The 22,995-nt window shown below is 55.9% G+C and carries 20 protein-coding genes and 1 pseudogene; 3 read left to right on the top strand and 18 right to left on the bottom strand.

Annotation, left to right across the window (positions count from 1 at the left end):
- Window positions 1-104 precede the first annotated feature (104 nt).
- The 9 genes from GA0061105_RS27330 to GA0061105_RS27290 form a co-directional block, all read right to left on the bottom strand.
- Window positions 105-2,366, bottom strand: a complete 2,262-nt coding sequence (locus GA0061105_RS27330; RefSeq protein WP_077991327.1) for a methyl-accepting chemotaxis protein — start codon at window positions 2,364-2,366, stop codon at window positions 105-107.
- Window positions 2,367-2,658: 292 nt separating this feature from the next.
- Window positions 2,659-3,624 (bottom strand): helix-turn-helix transcriptional regulator, encoded by a 966-nt coding sequence (locus GA0061105_RS27325; protein WP_008534397.1) that lies wholly within the window; start codon window positions 3,622-3,624, stop codon window positions 2,659-2,661.
- A gap of 296 nt (window positions 3,625-3,920) precedes the next feature.
- The gene (locus GA0061105_RS27320) at window positions 3,921-5,186 is read right to left on the bottom strand and encodes an NAD(P)/FAD-dependent oxidoreductase (RefSeq protein WP_077991326.1); all 1,266 of its coding nucleotides are present in this window, start codon (window positions 5,184-5,186) and stop codon (window positions 3,921-3,923) included.
- A 63-nt stretch (window positions 5,187-5,249) separates the two neighbouring features.
- Window positions 5,250-5,561 carry a putative quinol monooxygenase gene (locus GA0061105_RS27315; protein WP_004671505.1) on the bottom strand — a complete coding sequence of 104 codons (312 nt, stop codon included), beginning with the start codon at window positions 5,559-5,561 and terminating at the stop codon, window positions 5,250-5,252.
- Window positions 5,562-5,573: 12 nt separating this feature from the next.
- Window positions 5,574-6,677 (bottom strand): NAD(P)-dependent alcohol dehydrogenase, encoded by a 1,104-nt coding sequence (locus GA0061105_RS27310; RefSeq protein WP_004671507.1) that lies wholly within the window; start codon window positions 6,675-6,677, stop codon window positions 5,574-5,576.
- A gap of 58 nt (window positions 6,678-6,735) precedes the next feature.
- On the bottom strand, window positions 6,736-7,734 hold the full coding sequence (locus tag GA0061105_RS27305) for an ABC transporter permease (RefSeq protein ID WP_026188838.1): 999 nt from the start codon (window positions 7,732-7,734) through the stop codon (window positions 6,736-6,738).
- Window positions 7,735-7,739: 5 nt separating this feature from the next.
- Window positions 7,740-8,681, bottom strand: coding sequence for an ABC transporter permease (locus GA0061105_RS27300; RefSeq protein WP_004671512.1), 942 nt, complete (start codon window positions 8,679-8,681; stop codon window positions 7,740-7,742).
- A 12-nt stretch (window positions 8,682-8,693) separates the two neighbouring features.
- Window positions 8,694-10,223, bottom strand: a complete 1,530-nt coding sequence (locus tag GA0061105_RS27295) for a sugar ABC transporter ATP-binding protein (RefSeq protein ID WP_170964873.1) — start codon at window positions 10,221-10,223, stop codon at window positions 8,694-8,696.
- Between the two features lie 55 nt (window positions 10,224-10,278).
- A complete protein-coding gene (locus GA0061105_RS27290) occupies window positions 10,279-11,367 on the bottom strand; it encodes a substrate-binding domain-containing protein (RefSeq protein ID WP_004671515.1) in 1,089 nt (362 codons plus the stop codon).
- A gap of 255 nt (window positions 11,368-11,622) precedes the next feature.
- Between GA0061105_RS27290 and GA0061105_RS27285 the strand changes: the two genes are divergently transcribed.
- Together GA0061105_RS27285 and GA0061105_RS27280 are read left to right on the top strand one after the other, a co-directional pair.
- A complete protein-coding gene (locus tag GA0061105_RS27285) occupies window positions 11,623-12,252 on the top strand; it encodes a 2,3-bisphosphoglycerate-dependent phosphoglycerate mutase (protein ID WP_064842555.1) in 630 nt (209 codons plus the stop codon).
- Between the two features lie 363 nt (window positions 12,253-12,615).
- On the top strand, window positions 12,616-13,722 hold the full coding sequence (locus GA0061105_RS27280; RefSeq protein WP_037145482.1) for an NAD(P)-dependent alcohol dehydrogenase: 1,107 nt from the start codon (window positions 12,616-12,618) through the stop codon (window positions 13,720-13,722).
- A gap of 235 nt (window positions 13,723-13,957) precedes the next feature.
- Here GA0061105_RS27280 and GA0061105_RS27275 read toward each other — a convergent pair whose 3' ends face one another.
- The 8 genes from GA0061105_RS27275 to GA0061105_RS27240 form a co-directional block, all read right to left on the bottom strand.
- A complete protein-coding gene (locus GA0061105_RS27275) occupies window positions 13,958-15,238 on the bottom strand; it encodes a bifunctional 3,4-dihydroxy-2-butanone-4-phosphate synthase/GTP cyclohydrolase II (RefSeq protein ID WP_082935757.1) in 1,281 nt (426 codons plus the stop codon).
- A 16-nt stretch (window positions 15,239-15,254) separates the two neighbouring features.
- Window positions 15,255-15,773 carry an NAD(P)H-dependent oxidoreductase gene (locus GA0061105_RS27270; RefSeq protein ID WP_004671524.1) on the bottom strand — a complete coding sequence of 173 codons (519 nt, stop codon included), beginning with the start codon at window positions 15,771-15,773 and terminating at the stop codon, window positions 15,255-15,257.
- Window positions 15,774-16,132: 359 nt separating this feature from the next.
- Window positions 16,133-16,531, bottom strand: coding sequence for a GFA family protein (locus GA0061105_RS27265; protein ID WP_008534386.1), 399 nt, complete (start codon window positions 16,529-16,531; stop codon window positions 16,133-16,135).
- Between the two features lie 11 nt (window positions 16,532-16,542).
- The gene (locus GA0061105_RS27260; RefSeq protein ID WP_011053357.1) at window positions 16,543-17,838 is read right to left on the bottom strand and encodes an LL-diaminopimelate aminotransferase; all 1,296 of its coding nucleotides are present in this window, start codon (window positions 17,836-17,838) and stop codon (window positions 16,543-16,545) included.
- The gene (locus GA0061105_RS27255; protein ID WP_008534383.1) at window positions 17,838-19,007 is read right to left on the bottom strand and encodes an ABC transporter substrate-binding protein; all 1,170 of its coding nucleotides are present in this window, start codon (window positions 19,005-19,007) and stop codon (window positions 17,838-17,840) included. Before GA0061105_RS27255 ends, GA0061105_RS27260 begins: the two co-directional genes overlap by 1 nt.
- A 123-nt stretch (window positions 19,008-19,130) precedes the next feature.
- A complete protein-coding gene (locus GA0061105_RS27250; RefSeq protein ID WP_011053356.1) occupies window positions 19,131-20,252 on the bottom strand; it encodes an LLM class flavin-dependent oxidoreductase in 1,122 nt (373 codons plus the stop codon).
- A 60-nt stretch (window positions 20,253-20,312) separates the two neighbouring features.
- Window positions 20,313-20,720 carry a carboxymuconolactone decarboxylase family protein gene (locus GA0061105_RS27245; RefSeq protein WP_008534380.1) on the bottom strand — a complete coding sequence of 136 codons (408 nt, stop codon included), beginning with the start codon at window positions 20,718-20,720 and terminating at the stop codon, window positions 20,313-20,315.
- 72 nt (window positions 20,721-20,792) lie between these two features.
- The gene (locus tag GA0061105_RS27240; RefSeq protein ID WP_008534378.1) at window positions 20,793-21,302 is read right to left on the bottom strand and encodes a flavin reductase family protein; all 510 of its coding nucleotides are present in this window, start codon (window positions 21,300-21,302) and stop codon (window positions 20,793-20,795) included.
- Between the two features lie 134 nt (window positions 21,303-21,436).
- On the opposite strand from GA0061105_RS27240, the gene GA0061105_RS27235 reads away from it, so the two are divergent.
- On the top strand, window positions 21,437-22,204 hold the full coding sequence (locus tag GA0061105_RS27235; protein WP_004671535.1) for an SDR family oxidoreductase: 768 nt from the start codon (window positions 21,437-21,439) through the stop codon (window positions 22,202-22,204).
- A 443-nt stretch (window positions 22,205-22,647) separates the two neighbouring features.
- Here GA0061105_RS27235 and GA0061105_RS27230 read toward each other — a convergent pair.
- Window positions 22,648-22,995: pseudogene (locus tag GA0061105_RS27230) on the bottom strand (transposase); the annotation flags it as partial.

Below are 22,995 nucleotides of genomic sequence, written 5' to 3'. Positions count from 1 at the left end.
TCATTTGGCGGAGTACCATGCCGCTACCCCACCGGGATATCGCTCTCATTCAGAATCATCAAAGACGTGTATTTGCATGTGGTCGGCGACGCCGCCCATATCATTTAGAACGCTTGCCAATCATCATTCGAAGGCGCGAGCACCAGGTTACCACGGCGCATCGGATAGTCTCCGCGGTCAACCATTGTCTGACCGGGCGGGAAGCTCTTCCCAAGTTCGCCCGTGACCTTCTGTGGCTTCCCGCTCTCGTCTTTGAAGTGGAAATGTTTCAACAGTGCGGCTAGGCTTTGGCTCTCTTGAGCGAGGTGCGATCCTGCAGTATTCATCTCCGCGACCATGCTCGCATTTTCTTGAGTGGCATGGTCCATATGGTTAACCGCGCCGTTGATCTCGCGCAGGCCCGACGATTGTTCCTGGGAGGCCGTTGCGATTGCGTCCATATGAAGATTTACATCCTGCACAAGCTCTTCAATCGTTCTCAGGCCCGATCCGGTTTCACTCACGAGCCTTACGCCTTCGTCGACGGCAAGAGCTGAATTGCCGATGAGATCCTTGATTTCTTTTGCCGCTGTCGCTGAGCGCTGTGCAAGCTCCCTGACCTCCTGGGCAACAACCGCAAAGCCTTTTCCCGCGTCGCCAGCACGCGCTGCTTCGACGCCGGCGTTCAGCGCCAGGAGGTTCGTTTGGAAGGCGATCGCGTCGATGACGCTGATGATCTGGGAAATCTGCTTGGAGGAGTTTTCAATGCGATTCATGGCGCCGATAGCATCGCGTACAACCCGACCGGACATTTCCGCATGATCTCGCATCTGTTGGACGGCTCCGCGCGCCTCAGCCGTCCTCTTCGTGGTCGACGCAACGTTGACGGTTATCTCCTCCAACGCCGCTGCAGTTTCCTCGAGCGAAGCCGCCTGCTGCTCCGTGAGTCTTGAAAGATTTTCAGATGCGGCCGAGACGCCCGAGCTGCCATTCGTGACCGTTTCAACTGAATGGCCGACGGTAACAAGCACGTCCCGGAGCTGACGAATGGAAGCGTTGAAATCCCTGCGCAAACTTTCAAACTGTGGCGCTAACGGCTCCTCAATCTCATAAATCAAGTCTCCATCCGCCATCCGCTTCAACCCGGTTGCCAATGCCGTCGTCGCTCGGATGAGGCGCTCTTCTGCTTCTTTTTCCGCCCTTACCTGAATATCCAGCTTCTCTTGGTCAGAACGAATGCGCTCAGCTTCCGCGGATGTCTCCAGGTTACTTTTCTGTATGGCCGCGCCGCGGAAAAACTCAAGGCAACGCGCCATGTCCCCGATCTCGTCGCGTCGGATCGTCAAGGGCACCGGCGCCGACGTATCGCCTTCTGCGAGTGCCTTCATTCGGCTTGTCAGAGTCCGAATGGAGCTTGAAATTCTCCGAACGACCGAAATGCACAAAATGAGTACCGTAGACATGATCAGAAGCGTGGCGCCGGAGTAGCCGATAAAGGCATTGCGAAGATCGGCGTAACGCTGAAATGCCATCTCGTCCAACTCGTCGCCGGTGCGCATAATGAGTGCGGTCAACAAAGCAGCCCGCTGTTGGGTGATTTCATTCCATCGATCCAACGTCTCGGGGGGGAAGGAAACGCCCGGCTGGTTTGCATACATCTGATCGCGAACGCCCGCGATGAACTTGCCTGCGGCGCTGGCCTCGAAGTCGTCATAAGATTTGACGAGATCGGCGGGGAGAAATTCCTGCATCGCAGGCACATAAAGCTGCTTTAGATTTTTTGACTGTAAGAGGGACGAAAATAGATCGACGGACATGGCTGAATTTTTGACGTAGGCTCGGCCGGGCCTGATCTCCAGCAAACTAGCTTCCGTGATCTGCATGAGCGCGTGAAAACCGGTAATTTGGCGTGCTAAATCCAAATCATTGACAGTCGCCCCAGTGCGACGGACGAGCTCCAAGCCCGCAAGGGCAGCTGGGCGCAAAGCAACAGCTCCCTCCGCCTCGCTAGCCGTTCCGTCATCGACGCGCCGGCGGAAGCTATCGATATTGTCCCGCCTTTCACGAATGATCTGTACCGCCCGTTCTATGGCCGGATCGTCGAATGCCTTTTTCCAAGAGTCGTAAGCGGAAAAGACCGCTGTAAAAGCCCTGTCCGATGCAGCTTGCTTTGCCCGACGCACGTCGGCGCCTGCAAACGCTTCCGCCGCTATAGCTTGGGCGAGGAATCCGCCTTCCCGCCCAAGTCGCTGCGTTGTTTGTGCGCTGCGGAAGGTAGAGTATTCTCGGTAATATCCCAGTGATGTTGATACTCCGATGATTACGAACGCCGTCAACGGGATAATTGCCAAAATCATTAAAAGTAGAGATAGCGGCAGTCTCGACATATGTTCCTCATAGACGACTATAAATTACACCGGCTTCCATTAGCGACGCGGTCCAGAACATTGCGACATTGACCGCTATGTGTGAGATGACCTCGGCATAATTACTATAAGATTAACCCCTGTAGTGGTCTTGAACTGCGTTGCGCAGATCGGAACATCGTCGCGTTCAGGGGATCATCTGCAAGACAGATCTTGGGCCGAGGCAGTCGGCTTTTCTGGAGAGTGCTGTTGCTACAAGCCTTGAGGACGGTCGAGCGTGCCGGCTGATCGTAGCTCGGTCGGCGCAATCTGCTTATGATATACGCAATGTTTCCGAGGGAAGTACCCCATAGCGCTTGCGATAGTCCGCAGAAAATCTGCCTCTATGCACGAAGCCCCATTTCAGAGCGACCTGCGTGACCGAGAGGCCAGGTTCGCCTGTCATCAGTTCCTGATGCACTAATTCCAACCGTAGGTGCTGCAGGAATGCCAGAGGGGTCGTATTCCGAAAGTTGCGAAAACCGCTTTGAAGAGTGCGTCGGCTTACGCCACAAGCCGTTGCGATTTCCTCAAGAGATAGCGGCCGAGTAATATTGGCACGCATATAGTCGACCGCCCGCTTAACGGCCTTGGGTAAGGGTGATTCAGCAACGCGGCATAACTCAGATGAGTAGCGATGCTGCGCAGCTTCGATCAAAAGCTCCATCGTCGTTTCAGTGAGGTGATGAAGTGCTATCGGTGATTGAAGGAGGGTTCCGTCTCGTAATCCAGCATACAGCACTGGTACCAGTTGAACCAAAAGGGAGCCGAACCCGACCGATAGGTCGATTTCTGGCGAGAAATCGAGGCTGCCTCTTATTGGCGTATTGAGCCGACATCCCAAACGGCGCGTCAGCTCATCATGGGCGATCCTAAGCCCCAAATGTTTCCTGGGCCCAATGAATTGGGTCGTACTCGCCGACATACTGTTCACGAAAACGCCCCGCGTTCCCTCTGACGGGATTTGTCTGCCGTCAACGGTAACGACCGATCGCCCATGTAGTGGAAGCATGATGATGTTTGCCTCCGCCGGTCCCCGGTGCTGGACCGTTAGGTCGCCCTCGTAGTGCGCGGCAATAACTGCAATCGGACCATTGGTAATCGCATGTACATCGTAGGCGATCGTCTTATCGCCATGTACATGCGCTTCAGATTGCGGGGAAAGCCTCGAAAGCGCTGCCGCGAGTTCCTCGCTGCAGGTACCTTTGAGCGAGAAATGGTCAATCTTAGAGGGGGACACTCTCAACTCTCCACATCATCACTTCCTTCCCGAAACGGTATTCAAGCATGAGGCCCGCCTATCGCTAACGACAGGCGGACAGGGCAATTGACTTGTCGCGGCCAGTCCTCGCCGTGAATTCGACGCAGTCGAAGTCGCCTAAGTTGATAGTGCGAAGATCAATCATTGTTATATATGGAACTCCGACAGAATTGTTACCTGCTGCCAACCATCGCTTCGCAACCGATTCCCAAATGTCTGGCCTTTGATGGTCTCCATTCACGGCCCAGCAGACTCGGGCGTGCTCGCGCTAGCGACTAAACCTCATCCTTTAAGGTTTCTTTTTGCGTGATCAAACGTGCGGAGTGATGGCCGGAAACAAAGATCCATAGCCAGCTTAGTCCAACTGCCAATCTGCTCCTCGTACCTATCAGGAAGTAGATATGGGCAAGCCCCCAAATCCACCATGCAATTCCGCCCTTGAGCCGGATCTTCCCGAAGTCGATAACAGCCGAATTCGGCCCGATGGTAGCCAGGTTTCCCAGATGCCTATATCTGAACGCACTTGGAGTGGGTGTACCCAGACGTCGTGCTTCAATTACCGAAGCGACATATTTGCCTTGCTGTTTGGCGGCGGGAGCCACTCCGGGGACGGGTGTTCCATCAGCGGCCTTCACGGAGGCAGTATCTCCAATAATAAAAATCTCGGGCTTACCGCCAACAGTCAGATCTGGCTGCACGACCGCCCTACCCGCCCTGTCCTTTTCAGCACCGACCCAGGCGGCGGCGTTCGACGCTTGCACCCCCGCAGCCCAGATGACGGTCCGGCTTGAAACGAACTCATCTCCGATCGCGATGCCGTTCTCGTTGCATGCCGTCACGGGAATGCCTGTTCTCACTTCGACGCCCATCTTGATTAGCGACTGCTCGGCATATCTCGAAAGTGCTTCCGGGAACACGGGTAGGACACGTGGACCTGCCTCGATGAGAAGGATGCGCGCCGATCTGGTGTCGATGCTACGGAACTCCTCAACAAGGGTTCGTTGGGCCAGTTGCGCTATAATCCCAGCCATCTCCACGCCTGTCGGGCCTGCTCCGATTATGCTGAACGTGAGCATTGCCTTCCGCCGTTCGGGATCAGCCTCCAATTCGGCCTTCTCAAACGCGAGAAGAAGCCGCCGCCGGATGGTCGTCGCGTCTTCGAGTGCCTTTAGCCCGGGCGCAAACGGCTCCCACTCGTCCCGGCCAAAATAGGCGTGCCTTGCACCTGTCGCGAGAACGAGCGTGTCATAGGGAATAGCATTCCCATCCTTGAGCGATACTACGCGTGCCTCGGTATCAACGCCAACAACCTCGCCCAGCAGCGTCGATACATCCTTTCGTCCTCTGAACAATGCTCTGATGGGCCAAGCTATCTCCGAGGTTGCCAATACAGTCGTGGCAACTTGGTAGAGGAGCGGTTGAAAGAGGTGATGGTTGCGCCTGTCGACGATCGTTATGGAAGTGTCGGGACACTCGAGGTCCTTCGCTAACTGGAGTCCGGCAAAGCCACCGCCGACTACGACAACTCGATGCGTATCCATTTCGTCTCCCTCAAACCTGCGCGCTCGGGGCGCGCGCCTCGTAGAAATGGCCATTGCGCCCGATCAGTCGCTGATACGGGTATTTACATTAATCGACGGTGGACTCACCAACAGTGGAAGAAGAGGCTCCAGCACCCGCTTGACATTAGGATGTTCGCCATGGCCAACGACAGCCGCCTCATTCTGCCAGCCGTCTAAGATGATGAAAGTGTTCGGATCGTCCGACCGCTGGTAGAGGTCGTAGTAGAGACAACCAGACTCTTCGCGGGCGGGTCCAATGAATTCCTGAAGGAGTTCTTTTACGCGGTTTCGATTTTGGGACGTGGTTTTGAATTCCACGACAAGGTGCTGTTCCTCTGACTTCTTCGATGTCATTTGCGCTGGCTCCTAGTTGAAAACGACGACCGGCTTGATCACTCGCCCGGCTTCGGCGTCCGCGATCGCTTCGTTGATCTTCTCGAAGGGATACTTGGTGATCAATTTTTGGAAGGGGAAAAGCCCAGCCTGATTAAGATCCATCATCTGCGGAATGAACAGCTGTGGAATCTGATCACCAAGGATCGCACCCTGGATCTTGCGATTGAACACCATTAGATCGAGGGGGATGGGAATGTCGTTCCCGAGCGCGTCGAGGCCGAGCAAGACAACGTGCCCGCCGGCACGGGTGCACTTGATCGAGTTCAGAATAACCGGAATGATGCCAACTGCGTCGATCGCGAAGTCGGCACCGCCGCCCGTCAGCGCATGGATCTGGTTGACTACGTCGGGATCTTTGCCGTTGATCGCATGTGTGGCACCAAGCCCCATGGCCATGTCTAGCCTCTGCTGATTCAGATCTATGATGATAATCTTGCTGCACCGACGAACTTTGGCGGCCATCACGGCGGCCATGCCGACAGCACCTGCGCCGAAAACGGCTATCGTCGACCCTATTTCCGGCTTCATCGCGTTTATCACTGTTCCTGCACCTGTTGCCATGCCGCACCCGAGTGGCGCAGCGTCGGTAAGGTCGAGGTCTGTTTTCGGCAAAAGCGCTGCATTGTTTTCAGTCGCAAGGATATGCGTCGCAAAGGACGACTGGCCCACGAAATTGCTGCCAATGCCAACTTCATCGCAGAGCAATGCCTTCTTACCATTCGGACGAAGCCCCGTAAGATTGTACTGGGTATAGTTTTGGCAGTTCATTGGGTGAGAACGGCGGCAGTCGGCGCAGAATCCGCATGAGCTCTGGCTCAGTGCGACGTGATCACCCACTTTGAGGCTCTGAACTTCTGGTCCGACCGCCTCGACGACGCCGACGCCTTCGTGCCCCGGGATCACCGGTGCCGGCGGGCCAAAAATACCGTCGCGAAGCAGCAAGTCCGTGTGGCAGATCCCGCTCGCAACCGTGCGAACCAGGATCTCGTTGCCTTCGGGGTCAGCCAGTTCGAGTTCACGGAATTCCAGCGGGCTCTTTGGCTTCACGGCGACAGCCGCAGTGATCTTCACCATTATATTCTCCTGCGTTCTCCCGCAATTGCTACGGGAATGACTTGATCGGTCCGACGGACTAGACGCGACCCGCGCGCGCACCGTAGATGATTGCGGCAAATGCAATGATCACGCCCTGGACGATAAGCTTGCCCGGCTCCTGGATGCCGAAGACGGTCAGCATCGCGAACAGGAAGCTGAAGGCAACGACGGCAACGAACGGCCCGGCGACGCCGCCCCGGTCGACGCCGAACGTCACACCGCCGAGGATCGTGGCGGCGAGCGCATTCATGAAGGTGTCGAAGCCTGGCTTGATGGTGCCGACCGCCAACGCGGATACCTGGACCAGGGCCGCGATGCCTGTCAGGGCGCCCGCGAGCGTGTGCGAGACAAAAATCGTACGTGCCAACGGAATTCCTGTAGTTTCCGCCGCCCTCGGATTGTCGCCGACGGCCCTGAAGTAACGCCCGACGATGAGAAAGCGAAATGCGATAGAAATCAGGGCGGCGATGACGATCCACAGGACCACGGAATAGGAAAGGCCGTGGATATTGCCGCTCGTAAGTATTCGAAGCCAGCTTGGCGTTGAACCGGGCGCGCGGCCGGCGCTCATGTATTGGACGATCCCAATCAGAATGGCCGAAACACTTAGTGTGGAGATAACGGCAGAAGCGCGCACGTATGCTACGAGTATTCCGTTTACACCCCCCACAGCTAGCCCAATCACAACAGGCATGAGGACGGTCATTAGCGGTGGATAGTTGTTGAGCTGGCCCGAGCTGGCCAGATAGATCGCGAAGGCGAAAATACCGCTGACAGAGAGATCGATGGATCGCACCCGCATGACAAGCGACTGGGCGAGCACCGCGATCCCGAGCGGCGCTGACTGCTTGAGGATTACAAACCAGTAGTTGGGATTTATGAGCGTGGCGCTCACTGCTGGAGCAACCGCAACCAGGATTGCGAGCACATAGTATGCGGGCGGTAGCCCGAGTATCCACGAAATGGCGCTCTTACCCCTCAATGAGCGAGATGGTGCTTCAGTTTTCGAGTCTGATGTGGTCATCGAGAAGTCCATCTCTTTCAAAGTCCGATTGTTTTGCGTCGCTGCGAAACGACGAGTACGAGAAGCAACACACCCTTGACGACCGACTGAAGAAATGCAGAGACGTTGGCCAGATTCATCACATTATTCACTGTCCCGAGGATCGCCGCGCCAACGACGGTTCCCACAATGCTTCCGATGCCCCCGGCGAGGTGGACCCCACCCAATGCTGCAGCCGTTACAGACTCAATCCCGAATGAAGCGCCGCCCTTAGGATCACCCGATGCAAGGCGACCTGCAAGAAACATCCCCGCAGCGCATGCGAATAGAGCGGAAAGAACATACGCTTTGATGATGGTGCGCTCGACGGGAACACCGTTCATCCGTGCGTTGAAGTCATTGCCGCCGGAAGCGAAGAGGTAGAGGCCGAAGGGACGACGATAGAGAATCCAGGATGCGAAGAGCGATGCCGTGATCAACCAAAACAATGAGTTAGGTACGGGGCCGATGGATCCGGCTACCGAGCCGGAAAGCCACTCCGGAACGCGCCCACCTGGGATTGGCAAAATGATCAACGCGATACCTTGGCCGATGCCCATTGTTGTCAGCGTCATGATGATTGGATGTACATTGAGGCGCGCGACACCGTAACCGTTCGCTACTCCGAACCCCATCGCCACCGCGATGCAGATAAGCACGCGGGTTATCTCAGGAAGATCAAGCGTCATGATCGTCGTCGTTAGACTGATGACGGACCCAACCGACACGTCGAGGCCGCCAGTGAGAATGACGAACGTCTGACCGAGAGCCGAGATGACGAGCACCGTCGATTGCGCCAGGAGATTAGACAAATTCTCCGGATCCATGAAGTCCGGCAATAATATTACCGAGGCGACAACCATCACCAGGAGCGTTCCAATGGAAAGCCCGATCGCTCCCGCGCGATAAGGGAGCTTCAGGCGACTGGCAAATGAATTCATAAGTTATCCTCCTCAATGCACCGCAGCACGGGGATCCGGTGACGCACTCGCCCCCAGCGCAGTCTCGAGGATTCTTTCCTCGGTCGCCCCCTCTGCGGACATCTGCCCGACGATCTTCCTGTCATGAACGACCAAAATGCTGTCGCAGAGCCCTATAAGCTCAGCGTGCTCGCGCGACGAAACCACGACCGCACCGCCACGATCACTGAAGTCCCGCAGCAATCTGTAAATCTCTGCCTTTGCACCGACGTCGACGCCGCGCGTGGGCTCCTCAATAACGAGGATGTCCACTCCGGAGAGCAACCAGCGGCCCAGCAGCACCTTCTGCTGATTCCCGCCCGAGAGTTTACCTACGGGCGCATTGGGATCGGCGGCCGCAACTCGTAGCGACTTGATCACCTCGCGGACCCTCGACACCGATCGCCACGCAACGCTTGCCATATTCCGATTGAGCTGTTTTCCCAGCGCGATGTTGTCGTAGATAGGCAGGCGCAGGAACAGCCCTTCCTGCTTCCTGTCTTCAGGGATAAAACCGATTCCTGATGCGACCGCGCGAGCGAACCCTGACCCTACATTCACCACGTGCATGCTGTTGTCGAGGCCGGCACGCCACACGGCGATGGCCTTTGGCGATTCAACGCCCACAATGGCACGCATTATCTCTCGCTGGCCCTGTCCTTCGAGCCCTGCCAGCCCGATGATTTCACCTTTTCTGACAACGAAAGTGACTGTCGAGCTGCTGTCGTCGAGGCGCAAGTCCGAAACCTCCAGCATTGCCGCTCCGGTGGCCTGCGAGCGCGGCGGAAAGAAGTTCTGAAGTTCGCGACCAACCATTGTCGCTACCAGCGTTTGCAAGTTGAAGTCCTGCGCTCTTGCAGTCCTTACCCAAGCGCCATCTTTCATGACGGTGATGGTGTCGCATAGTTCGAAGACTTCATTCATGCGATGAGAGATGTAGACGACAGCCTTATGTTGAGCCTTAAGGTCGCGGATAACCTTGAAAAGATGCGCGACATCGGTCGAGTTCAACGCCGCCGTTGGCTCGTCGAAGATGAATACGTCCGCGTTCGACGTAAGTCCCTTCGCGATCTCTACTGCCTGCTGCTGCGCGACAGTCAGTGTCTCGACGATCGCAGTTGCGTCGAGCTGTGGAAATACGTCAGCCAGCAAAGCGCGAGCGCGTTTCACTACCTCGACGCTATCGATCGAACCGTCAATGCGACGAGGTTCATGGCCCAGGAACATGTTCTCAGCAACGGTGAGATTGGGGATCAGGGTAAACTCCTGAAACACCGTCGACACTCCCGCCAACCGTGCCTCCTTAGGGGAACGGAAATTGACTTCCTCCCCGCGGAGCCGAACACTTCCTGCGCCCGGCTGATATACCCCCGCCAGAATACGCATCAGGGTGGACTTCCCCGCGCCGTTTTCCCCCATCAGAGCGTGCACGGAGCCACGTTCCAGGGAAAAGCGAACGTCCGAAAGGACTTTCGTGAAACCAAACGATTTGTTGATGCCGACCATCTCGACAAGCGTGCTCATGGGAATTTCCATCTTCGACAGGGATACGGGCACGAGTGATCGTGCCCGTAGTTCATCAAGCCTTGAAATAATCAAGGAGCTTTTCGTTCGGCATTTCGGTCGGCGCCCAGTACGCATCAGTGAGATCTGCGCGATAGAACTGGGAGAGCGTCTCGTCGGTGATCGGCTTGGGGCGGTTCGTCCAGTTACGCTGAATCGGCTTCCCATCCAGCAAGGCGAAGGCGGCCCGCAGCGCGGCAGTAGACAGAGCGGGTGGGCAAATCGGACCGATCGAGGAAAGTTTTTCGTCATTCCAACGACGCATCCAGCCGTTAAGTGCTTCGCCCGTGATTGGCGGGATCGTTGAGGCGCCAGCCTCCTGCAAGGCATCCAAAACGCCAAGAGACATGTTGGCTCCATCGGTCCAGATGCCCGCGACATCGGGGTCGGAGAGATACAGGCTTTCGGCGATCTTCTTTGAGTCCTCATAAGACCAGCTTCCGTGCTGGGTCGACGTGATCTGAAGTCCAGACTTGCTGAAGACTTCCATGGCGCCTGCATAACGATCTGCATCGATGGGATGCCCGGCGACGCCACGCAGAACCCATACCTTGCCCTTGTTGCCAAGCTTGTCGACGAGGAACTGAGCCATCACGCGCCCGAAATAGAAGTCGTCGCCCTGGACCTGAACCGTAAACTCCTCGGTGTCGACGCGTCCGAGATAGACTACGGTTGGAATGCCAGCAGCCTTTGCCTTCTTGATGCCCTCGACGGCGGAACCGGTGGTTAGCGGTGCGATGATGATCGCATCGACCTTCTGGGCGATCAGATCCTCGATATCGGCAACTTGTTTGGAGGCATTGAGATCAGCGCTCCGGAACTGGTAATCAGCGATCCGATCCTTGTTCTTTTTTATTTCATATTCGGCTTCAAACGCCGTCTGGTAGGTATGCGTTGAACCAGCGAGGCCGTAGTGGCTGTGTCCGATCTTCCACGGGCCTGACTTCTTGAACTTACCCGCGTCGACAATTGGGTTGGCGCCTTCGGAGGGCCAAGTGTCAGGTAGGAGACTGATCGCGTCGTCGGCGCGAAGAATCCCCGGCATTCCGAACGTGCCGGCTACAGCAATTGCCCCGCTCGCTTGTAGAAATGTACGTCTCTTCATGAAAATTCCTCCTCCGGCCGCTCTGGGCGGCATTGTCTGTTAAGGCGAGAGCCTTGCCTTCCCAAGCCGTGCCGGACTCTCCTCAATACGGCGGAGTGCATTGGTATGAGCTATCAGACAATCTGTCAATAAATATATACTTCGACGTTTATTTTTTCGGCATCGTTTTGTTTTCACTTGCACATAGTCGCACTTGACGGATTGTCCGATAGTGCGACAATATTCGTGTTCGCTAAATCGATGGGAGGGTTATGAATGTCCACTCTGGTGATTGTCCGGCATGGCCAAAGCGAAGGGAACGCGCGCGGGGAGTTCTCGGGTACGAGCGACGTTCCGCTCACACAGGAGGGCTGGTCTGAGAGCAGGCGAGCCGGCTCACTGCTCGCGAACCTCGGCATCTCGTTCGATATTGCGTTTAGCTCTGCCCTCTTGCGCACAGTTGACACTTGCAGAGCGATTTTGAACGAAACCAACGGCGATCTGCTGGAGCCAATCAGGAGAACCGAGTTGAACGAACGCGACTACGGACAGCTCACCGGCATCAACAAGAACGTGGCACGTGAGCGGTGGGGCCAGGATGTTGTCCAGGTTTGGCGCCGCTCGTACAGCACTCCACCACCTGGGGGAGAAAGCATACGGGACATAAGCGCGAGGGTTCTGCCCTTTTTGATAAGCGAAGTGTTCCCCCCCTTGTTGAGAGGGAAATCGGTTCTTGTGGTGGCCCACGGGAATACGATCAGGTCACTAAAGCAGGGCATCGAACGCCTCACGATCCAGGATACGCTCGCTATTGAGTCACCGACCGCCGCGCCAACTGTATACCGGATTGCGTCGGACCTCTCGATCATCGAGAAGACTAACGTCCTGGTTGGTACTGTCTGTTAAGCCTGGCTGGCAGTAGCATCGTTTGTAGTCGGTTAAACTTGGCAATACCGGTGTCTCGAAGCTGTCGATAGCCTTCAGAACCGGCTCGACGTCGGCAAGCGACGCCATCCGGCTCGCCTCACACGTTGCTACTAAATTTTCGTCTGCCGATCTTTCAGCCCAAAGCGGGACAAGACGCATGCTCCCTTTCGAACATGCACGGAACCCTTTGATCACTTCAAATCAGCGTTCACTCGTGACTTTGCAAAAATGCAGCCCTGCTCCGGTTGAACTGATCTAATTTAACAGAGTAATTATTGACTGATTGTCTGACGATGAGTACGTTCGCGCGAATTGCGTTGTGAGCCTTGGAGGAACAGTTACATGAAGCAGGCATATGCGGCGGTCTCGCGCGAAAAGGCGAAGCCCTTGATCTTGGAGTGCATAGGGATTGAGGAACCTCGTGCAGACGAGATTTTGGTCCGCATCGTCGCATCGGGGGTATGTCATACCGACCTGGTGGTCAGGGACCAGGGATATGACGTACCTCAACCTGTTGTGTTGGGACACGAAGGCTCTGGCGTCGTCGAGGCCGTCGGGAGCGCAGTTAAAGATCTTGTGCCCGGTGATCACGTTGCTTTGAGCTACGCCTATTGCGGCAAGTGCGAAAAGTGCCTTTCCGGTACACCTTTCTACTGCGAGGACTTCTTCGGTCGCAATTTCCGCGGCACTCGTCCGGATGGCACCTGCCCGATCCATGATTCTCACGGGAAACAGATTAGTGGCTGCTTCTTCGAGCAGTCGTCATTTGCAACCTACGCCATCGCCAGCGAACGAAACGCCGTGAAGGTTGCAAAGGATGTTCCACTCGAGTTGATTGGACCGCTCGGGTGCGGGCTTCAGACCGGTGCTGGCGCGGTACTGAATTGCCTCAAGCCGAAGCCCGGCTCGTCAATAGCAGTGTTCGGTGCTGGTGCGGTTGGCATGGCGGCTACGATGGCCGCGAAAATCGCCGGATGCGCGACCATCATCGTGATCGACTTGAACGATGAACGGCTGGAACTTTCGCGCGAACTCGGGGCGACGCACACGATAAATGCCCGCAAATTGGACAGCGTTGCCGCGATCAGGAAGATCGTCCCCGCAGGCGTTGATTTCAGCTTGGAATGCACGAGTTCGCCACGAGTTTTCCGTCAGGCAGTCGACTGCCTTGGTACGCCGGGAACATGCGGTCTCGTTGGCTCGTCCGCTCTCGGCACTGAAGGCACGATCGATATCGGGAACTTCCTTTTCGGCCGCACATTGATCGGCGTTGTCGAAGGACAAAGCATTCCGTCCGAGTTCGTCCCGCAGTTGATCGAGTATTGGCAGCAGGGACTTTTCCCGTTCGACAAACTGGTTCAGTTCTATGACCTCGACCAGATCAACGAGGCGATGGCTGATTCCGAGAGCGGCAAAGTCATTAAGCCGATCCTTCGCATGAAGCATTAGTTTGCGAGACTTTTCGAAAGACAAGACGGACCGCGATTAAATGCGATCCGTCGGAACAGCCGTGCTCAAGACGAGATATGGTCGAACGCTGCTTTCGATGCAATCGCGGGCCACATCACTCCGATACGCCTGCACGAATGATGTGCTGGCAGGGCCGACGCAAAAGCTCTAGGACTCTGCCGGTCAAAGGCGGCCCCCTACAATCACCGGCAGGTAAGTGGCGAGGGCGGCTCCGCTACCCAAGGGGTCCAGAGAACACCTGCGCGCCAAACACTGAAAAGACGTTGTTCCGGCCGACGTGTTCAGCTGACGTGTCCTGGTCCAACAGGTGGCCAAACCGATCGCGCTTTGTCTTAAGATAAGTGATGTTGGACGCGCTAGATGCGGCGATCAGACTCTGGCGAGACGACACGATGACGCCTGACGTTCGCAGCGCCTCTATTTTTGCAAGATTGTTGGTCAGAAGCCGAACGCTGCCGATACCGAGGTCGCGGATGATATCCGCCGCTGCGTTATATTCGCGGGAATCAGATGCGAAGCCGAGTTCCCGATTTGCCTCAAGAGTATCACGACCATGATCCTGCAGGCCGTAAGCCGCAATTTTGTTTCCCAAGCCAATGCCACGCCCCTCTTGCCCACGCATGTAGATCACGCAACCAGCGCCCGCTAACTGGACCGCCCGAAGAGCCATTTCGAGCTGTTGACCGCAGTCGCATCGCATGGACCGGAACGCCTCACCTGTCAGACATTCAGAATGCACCCGTACCAGAACGTCTTCCTTCTCGCACAACTCGCCAAGTGTCAAAGCTAAGTGTTCCGTTCCCGTCAAACTATCGCGATAAGCAATTGCCTTGAAATCCCCAAACCGCGTTGGCATAAAGGACTGCGCGTAACGCTTTACCCTCGTATCACGACTCCTGCAGTACTCAATCAAAGCGTCGATCGTTACTATGTGCAGGCCATGTTCGATTGCGAACTTCTCGAGATCTGGCAGTCGAGACATGGTTCCGTCGTCATTGGCGATCTCGCAGATTACGCCAGCCGGCGCCAGGCCGGCCAGTCGTGCAAGATCCACGGCAGCTTCGGTGTGGCCAGGACGGCCCAGGACACCGAGACGATTTGCACGCAAAGGAAAAATGTGACCCGGCCGCGATAGGTCTTCCGGCCGCGTCTGCGGATCGATGAGCGACTTGACGGTTGCTGCTCGATCTTCGGCTGAAATCCCTGTCGTTGTGCCGTGTTTGCAATCGACGGAAACGGTAAATGCCGTCTGCAGTGAGTCCGAATTACGTGTGACCATCAGGGGGATCTCGAGTTTGTCGAGACGTTCGGCTGGAAGTGGCACGCAGATAAGGCCTCTCGCATATTTCATCATGAAAGCGATGTGCTCAGCTGTTATTTTTTCGGCAGCAACGACTAGGTCGCCTTCATTCTCCCGATTTTCGTCGTCGACCACGATAACCATCTCGCCCGCTTCGATCGCCTCGATCGCCTCATCTATGCTCGAAAAAGACATGGAATCCTCCTCCTTATTATGGGCTGACGGCGCGACGCGCGGCATCGAGCTCTCTGTCGACAAGCGCGCGCAGGTTCTCAGAAAGAGCATCGTTCTGAAAATCTTCATCGAGAGCGAAAATGAAACGGCTATGTATTTGCGCTTCGAAAAAGTCGAATAAGGCTTCCATCGAGGCTTCGACGAGCGGCTTGTGACTCGATGCTTTACCGGTTGCAAAAGGGATCACATAGCGGCCCTTAAGCGCTTTCATGTCGACAAGGTCGAATAAATGCTTCAGCAACCCAGTGTAAGATGCTTTGTAGACCGGACTACCAACAACTAGCACGTCACTAGCCAAAATATCGTTGAGTGCCGCTTTAACAATCTCAGCGGCGCTGGAGGGCAACACTGTTGCCCCAAGGTGCGGATGAAGGTCGACAAGGTCCCAGCAGCTTGCTTCGTTGCCGGACGCGCGCACCCGATCCACCATGAAGTCTGCTACGGCCCGGGTTTTCGAGGGGCGCGATAAATTCCCCGTTATTACAACAACTTTCATGTCACAGGACTCCCAACATTCTCGCATAAGACAATCTTACAATTTTCACTCACACCGCAATGGAGGTCGTTGAGGACCCGTGGGGGCAAAAATAGTCCTGCGGTGTCCTGAGCCCTCACAACCCGTAATTTCCGAACCTCGAAGGCTGGATTGCTTCGCAGAAGTCTTCTGTCTCGTACGACTTTATTCTCTCAATGGGTGGGCTCGCCGTGCAAGCGAACCTATTGTCTCCAATCCCTGCCGCTTTTACCGACCCAGCACGTTTGCGTTAGAACCTCCTGGACAGGAATGAGGCGTTGCCGCTTGATATACGGTCGCCGTGACTCCACCTCAGTTACGACAGGTAGTATCCCGGTCACTTACGGGAACTCTGGTGAGCTTGCCTTCGATGGATCATGGGCGAGCCAAGGTTTCGCATGCGATACCCATACGTTTGACATCGGCACACTTCCAGGATCGGTATCGAACGTGCCGGCTCTAACGACTTTGAGCTCCGGGCTGGCCGGCCGCTCCGCATAAACGTGCGAGCCACATACCGAACAAAACCACCGCAGCTTTCCAGGCGTCGATTCGAAGCTATGAAGCGTATCTTGGCCTGTAAGGATCTTGAAGTGCTCGCTTTTCACCTTCGCAGCGGTATTGTGATCAGCGGCGTGGGACTTCCGGCATGTTTGACAGAAGCAATTCCACATGGGTCCATCAATTTCCTGAACCTGGTACGTAACGGCTTTGCATTGGCATGATCCGAAGATTGGCATCGGGTATCCTTTCACTGATTCATTACGTTGATTTCAAATTTCTCGTCGCCGCTAAGCCAGCGTTTGATGTTGCGCGCAGCCTGGCGGATGCGGTGTTCGTTCTCGACGAGCGCCAGACGGACGTAGTCGTCGCCCATTTCGCCGAAGCCGATACCCGGTGCAACGGCGACGTCGGCCTTCTCGACCAGCAGCTTGGAAAACTCCAGCGAACCGAGATGACGGAACTTTTCGGGGATCTTCGCCCAGGCGAACATGGTGGCAGCCGGCGGCGGCACGTCGAAGCCGGCCTTGCCGAAGCTTTCGACCATGACGTCGCGGCGACGCTTGTAGACGTTGCGAACCTCCGCAATGTCGGAACCGTCGCCGTTCAGCGCATGGGTCGCGGCCACCTGGATCGGCGTGAAGGCGCCGTAGTCGAGATAGGACTTGACGCGGGTGAGCGCCGCGATCAGCCGCTCGTTGCCGACGGCAAAGCCCATGCGCCAGCCGGGCATGGAAAAGGTCTTCGACATCGAGGTGAATTCGACGGTCACATCCATTGCACCAGGCACTTCGAGAACCGATGGCGGCGGAGCGCCGTCGAAGTAGATCTCGGAATAGGCAAGGTCGGAAAGCACGATGATGTCATGCTTCTTGGCGAAGGCGACGACGTCCTTATAGAAATCGAGCGTCGCGACGAGGGCCGTCGGGTTCGAGGGGTAGTTGAGGATCAGCGCCAACGGCTTCGGGATCGAATGTCGGACCGCCCGCTCCAGCGGCGGGAAAAAGCTCTCATCCGGCTCAACCGACATCGAGCGGATCACGCCGCCCGCCATCAGGAAACCGAAGGCGTGGATCGGATAGGTCGGGTTCGGGCAGAGGATCACGTCGCCGGGCGCGGTGATCGCCTGCGCCATGTTGGCGAAGCCTTCCTTGGAGCCCAAGGTGGCAACCACCTGGGTATCCGGGTTGAGCTTGACGCCGAAGCGGCGGGCATAATAGGCGGCCTGGGCGCGGCGCAGCCCCGGAATGCCCTTGGAGGAGGAATAACGGTGGGTGCGCGGATCCTGCACGACCTCGCACAGCTTGTCGACGATCGATTGGGGAGTCGGAAGGTCGGGGTTTCCCATGCCGAGATCAATGATATCGGCGCCGCCCGCTCGCGCGCTTGCTTTCAAACGGTTGACCTGTTCGAAAACATAAGGCGGCAAACGTTGAATTCTGTGAAAGTCCAGCACACTATTTCCAATCAAATCGCAGATACCTCCCGCGCCGATTATAGAAACCGACGCGGGAGGCTGGGAGGTCTCCTTCCGGAGAACATTCATTACTTCTTCGGCCGCCAAGCTAACGGATCTTCAGGACGTTCGAAGTAGTTTGCAGCGACGTCTGCAGGCCACCAGCCGTTGTTCTTCGGCTCGATCCAATCCGTAGAATTGGGATCGCAATCTTCCTTCAGCACTTCCTTCACGTCATCAATGGTGTAAGGAAGCGCAGGACGAAGAATCGACTGGATCTTTGGTCCCTGGCCTTCGAGCGTTCGCATCATGACGTCCCACACAAGGCGGGCATCAGACCGCGGCGGCCAGAAATGGAAGCTCTTGCTTATGAAATCAGGGTTCTTACGCCAGTAGCAGGCTGCGGAAGCCTCACCCCCGAGCACGATAGGCATCATGTCGCGGCCGGATTGCTGTACTGCGTTCACGACACCGTTTTCTGAAGCGGACTGAACGAGAATGCCATTAACCTCAGCAAGATTGGTGGCAAGAAACTTCTGAACCTCAACCTGGGCGACCTGGTCGGTCCATTTGCCAGCTATCGTGCCTACAATTTTGATACCGGGGAATTTATCGAACGCGTTCTTCGCGCCGATGTCGAAGCTGTCCGATGATGCGAAACCGGGGATGCCCGATACCATCAGGACGTTGCCTTTTTCACCGATTTCCTTGGCAAGCCATTCAGCAGCCTTGTAGCCACCGTCGGTGTTATTCTCTGTGGCATTGATTGCGTAGGGTGATGTGACATAGCCCGAGACTGAGAAGACTGGCACGCCTTTCGAATGAGCATACTCTATGGTCTTGTTAAGTGCGGTAATGTTCGAGCAGCAAATGACGATCGCATCAACACCGTCGTCAACCATCTGCCGCATCTGCTGGATTTGGACAGCGTCTTTGAGGTCAGACTGCGTGACGATAAGATCGGAGACTAGGCCTGCTTCCTTATATTTCGGAAGCAATACGTTGGTGAATTCGTCCAGGATGTTCGCGCGCCAGGTATTACCGGCATATGTGGATGCATAACCAATTTTCCACGGCGGTGGACGTTTTGGAACAAAATCTTTGTACACCGTCCCCCCGAGCGGAATGGCGGGATCGATATTCTCGTAAAGCGCCTTTTGGTCCGGCGGCAACGAATCGAGGCCGTCAGCCTTCGCCACGCCGTTCATGTGATAAAGGCTCGACAGCGTAAAAAGCGCTGCAACGATTTTCTTCAGCATTCAGGGCCTCCTCCCCTTGTGGTTCCGCTCAACCGCCGGCCCCTTTGGCCGCCAGCCGCGAAAATCCTGCCAGAATCTGGCAGAGTTCGTGTCGGGACGGCAATCGCCGTCCCGAGGACTGGTTCAGTTGCGCAGACCGGCTTGCTTGAGCAGCGGCATGACACGGTCGTTAAAGAAGGGAAGTTCCTCGTTGTAATCGACCATTGTCAGCAAGGCGCCGTTGACGCCTGTATTGCTGAGATCCACGAGCTTGTCGGCGACTTGTTCTGGATTGCCGACGATCGGGTATCCACCCCAGCCAGCGACGAAGCGTTCCTTGAATTTTTGATACATTTCGGCAGAATGGTTTTGAGATTGCACCTGCAGAACTTCACAGATGTTCTCGCATGCCTCCCAGTCACCCTTCTGGTTGACGTAGTAGTCGTAGTATTCCTTTGCTTCCTTCTCCGTTTCGCGAACGATAACGGGGCAAGCTGTGAATGTGCCAAGATCACGGTTATATTCAGTACGCGCCAGGTCCTTCACCTTTTTGACCCAGGCAGCGCCCGATTCCATGTCTTGCATGAAGCCGAAGTTGAAGTCGCAGAACTTGGCGGTGAAATGCAGTCCCTTGCCCGAGGCGCCGGCGCAGATCAGGAGCGGGCGACCCGCCTTGTTGTAGGGTTTGGGTTCACTGAAGGCGTCTTTGACTTTGAGGAACTCGCCTTCGAAGGTAACGCCATTGCGTTTCCAGAGCGTCTCGACGATATCCATCCATTCAGTGGCGTATTCATAGCGGGTGTCGTGCTCCATCATAGGAACTCCGAACATTTCCATTTCGGGAGTGAACCAGCCGGTAACGAGATTGAGGCCGTATCGACCCTTCGAGATGTGATCGATTGTTGTCGCCATCTTGGTTGCAACAATCGGGTTTAGCGTCGGAATGTGAGTCGTTGAGAAGAACTGGAGCTTCGTGGTGACCGCCGCGAGAGCGGCCGCCCAGGTGAACGTATCCATGTTCACGCCATTGAAGTTTGAAGGACCGCCAAAACCACGCCAGCGTGCAATCGGCACCATGCATTCCCAACCGGCTGCCTCAAGCTTCTTTGCAATCTCGACGTTGTGGTCGAAGGTAGGTTCGAACGTTGTCTCAGCGAGCGTAATCGCGCATGCATTCGAGCAATTCGTGCCAAATACGCCGAGCTTGAGCTTGTTATCATTGAACATTGGGTTTCCGGCAGCGCGGAAATCGTCTTGTGCGGTCACTGTAGTCCCTCCTCGGGCTGGCAACGGATGATGCTCAGCCCACTCAAATGCGTTGAATAACTAGATGCCCATCTCGTCGAAAACTTCCGCTGCCACGCGGAAGCTGTCGATGGCCGCAGGAACACCGCAGTAAATCGAAACCTGGAGGAAAACCTCCCGAATTTCCTCTTTGGTAAGACCGTTGTTGATTGCTCCGCGAACATGCAGTTTCAGCTCATGCGGACGATTGAGGGCCGAAATCATCCCGAGATTGAGGATGCTGCGCTGCTTGCGCTCCAGGCCCGGCCGATTCCAAATCGCGTCCCAGCAGTATTCCGTGACGAGGGTTTGCATCGGCCAATTGAAGTCGGTGGCTTTGCTGACCGACGCATCAACATAGGCCCCCCCCAAGACTTCGCGCCGGGTCTTTAGTCCGCGCTCAAAGCGCTCTGTGACTTCACGTCCATGAATTTCTCTTGCGGGTGCCATATTGCTCACGCTTTTCTCCTTGCCGCCCTTGGGCTTTCGATGAGTGATGTGATTGGTGGTTAAAGCCACCTACTATGCGGCCGATCCACTGATGGACGACGACCTGACGAGTTGACCGTTTTCGTAGAGAAGCGGCGCGATTGACTCGATGAACCGTGCTTCGAGCACTTCTCCGAGCACAACATCATGCGTTCCAACGTGAACGACATCTTTTAGCTTGCAGACAAACGCCGCCTGCGCATCGGACAGGACCGGCATGCCGTCGAGAGACAGCCACTCGCCGTAATGAAAGCGCTCTTCACCCTTCAATTGCCCACTGAACAGCGGCACAAGATCGGCATGTGAAAGATGCAGCATGTTCACGGCGAACTTCCCGGAGATCTTCAAAGGCTGATTCACCGAAGCCGATTGGTTGATGCAGACAAGAACAGTTGGTGGGTCCGCGGTAACCGACTGGACCGCGGTGGCGGCCATGCCATGACGGACCCCGTTGAGTTCGGTCGTGATCAAGCAGATGGTTGATGTGAACCGACGCATAGCTGCCTTAAAAGCCAACTGCGCCTCAGTGCTGGTATCGGCCATATTGTCCTCCCACGGCCAAATTCGATCGAGCCTAGATAAACAGATCAGCAGACAATCTGTCAACTGGATTTTCACAATTGACAGATTGTCTGCTAAAATGTCTTCTAAGGCACCCAAAAATGAGGAGATGGTCGATGGATTTGAATCAAAGGGTTTGTATCGTCACAGGGGGCGGCAGCGGCATTGGTCGTGCGACCGCCGAGCTTTTCGCAAAGAACGGCGCCTATGTGGTTGTTGCTGATGTCAATGAAGACGCCGCGGTTCGTGTGGCGAACGAGATCGGCTCGAAGGCTTTCGGTGTTCGCGTCGACGTCTCGTCCGCCAAGGACGCGGAAAGCATGGTTGAGAAGACGACCGCAAAGTGGGGCCGGGTCGACGTGCTCGTCAATAATGCCGGGTTCGGAACGACGGGGAATGTGGTGACCATTCCTGAAGAAACTTGGGACCGGATTATGTCCGTAAACGTCAAAGGGATCTTCCTTTGCTCAAAGTACGTCATTCCTGTTATGCGACGGAACGGCGGAGGTTCGATCATCAATACGACTTCCTACACCGCAACCTCAGCAATCGCGGACAGGACTGCCTACGTAGCATCGAAAGGAGCAATATCTTCGCTGACGCGCGCGATGGCCATGGATCATGCGAAAGAGGGAATTCGTGTCAACGCGGTCGCTCCAGGGACAATCGACTCTCCTTACTTCACGAAAATCTTCGCCGAAGCGAAGGACCCCGCGAAGCTTCGCAGCGATTTCAACGCCCGTGCCGTCATGGATCGGATGGGGACAGCTGAAGAGATTGCTGAAGCAATGCTTTTTCTTGCGTCCGATCGTTCGAGGTTCGCGACCGGTAGCATTCTGACGGTCGATGGCGGCTCCTCGATCGGAAACCACCTGGTCAAGTGAAGGAAAGGGCGGCACTCGTCATGCCCTTACATTTGAGGCAGGAACACCGGGGTATAAGGCTCCAGCCTCGTTGATCATTGACGTGTTCCTAACCCGTCAATGACAGCACAGAGCTGTTGGCCTAGGCGCAGCTCTTGTCGGACTTGCGGCACGCTCCAGCAAATATGATAGAGAAAGGACTGCCGGCGACAACGAGATCTAACAGCGGAAACTGGATCAAGGACATTTCGCAATTTTTGTCGAATAACCCCACGATGTCGGTCAGATGACGTCATGCGAGTGCCGACCTTCCGGAATAGCCGCATGCTGGTTCCGAATGCCCTCTATCGCAACGCTGTCGGCATAAGTTTAGTCCGGAATACAAGGTGATACGATCGTGTCCCGGGAGGTGGGGTAGCTGACGGCTGATTGCCGTGCTTTCCGAGGTCGGGTCGGAGGGGATATCAGCGTGCCACAGCGGGCAGGCTGATTTGGGGCTCATCGCTCATTTGGGCCATGGTCTCAAGCGTCATATACCTGGCGCGTTGAACGGCCCATTCATCATTCTGTTCGAGCAGCAGTGCGCCGACGAGACGGACGATGGCTTCGTCGTTCGGAAAGATGCCGACGACCTCGGTGCGTCGCTTGATTTCGCCGTTGAGACGCTCAATTGGATTCGTCGAGTGCAGCTTTCCCGGTGCTCTTTCGGGAAGGTCATGTAGGCGAACACTTCCTCTTCAGCGTCGTCCATGATGGTGGCAAGCTTCGGCACTTTCGGCCTGATTTGATCGGCGACACTGCGCCATTGTGCG

The sequence above is a fragment of the Rhizobium aethiopicum genome, assembly GCF_900094625.1.
GTDB classification, from domain to species: Bacteria; Pseudomonadota; Alphaproteobacteria; order Rhizobiales; family Rhizobiaceae; genus Rhizobium; species Rhizobium aethiopicum.
This window is presented reverse-complemented; position numbering and strand designations above follow the sequence as displayed.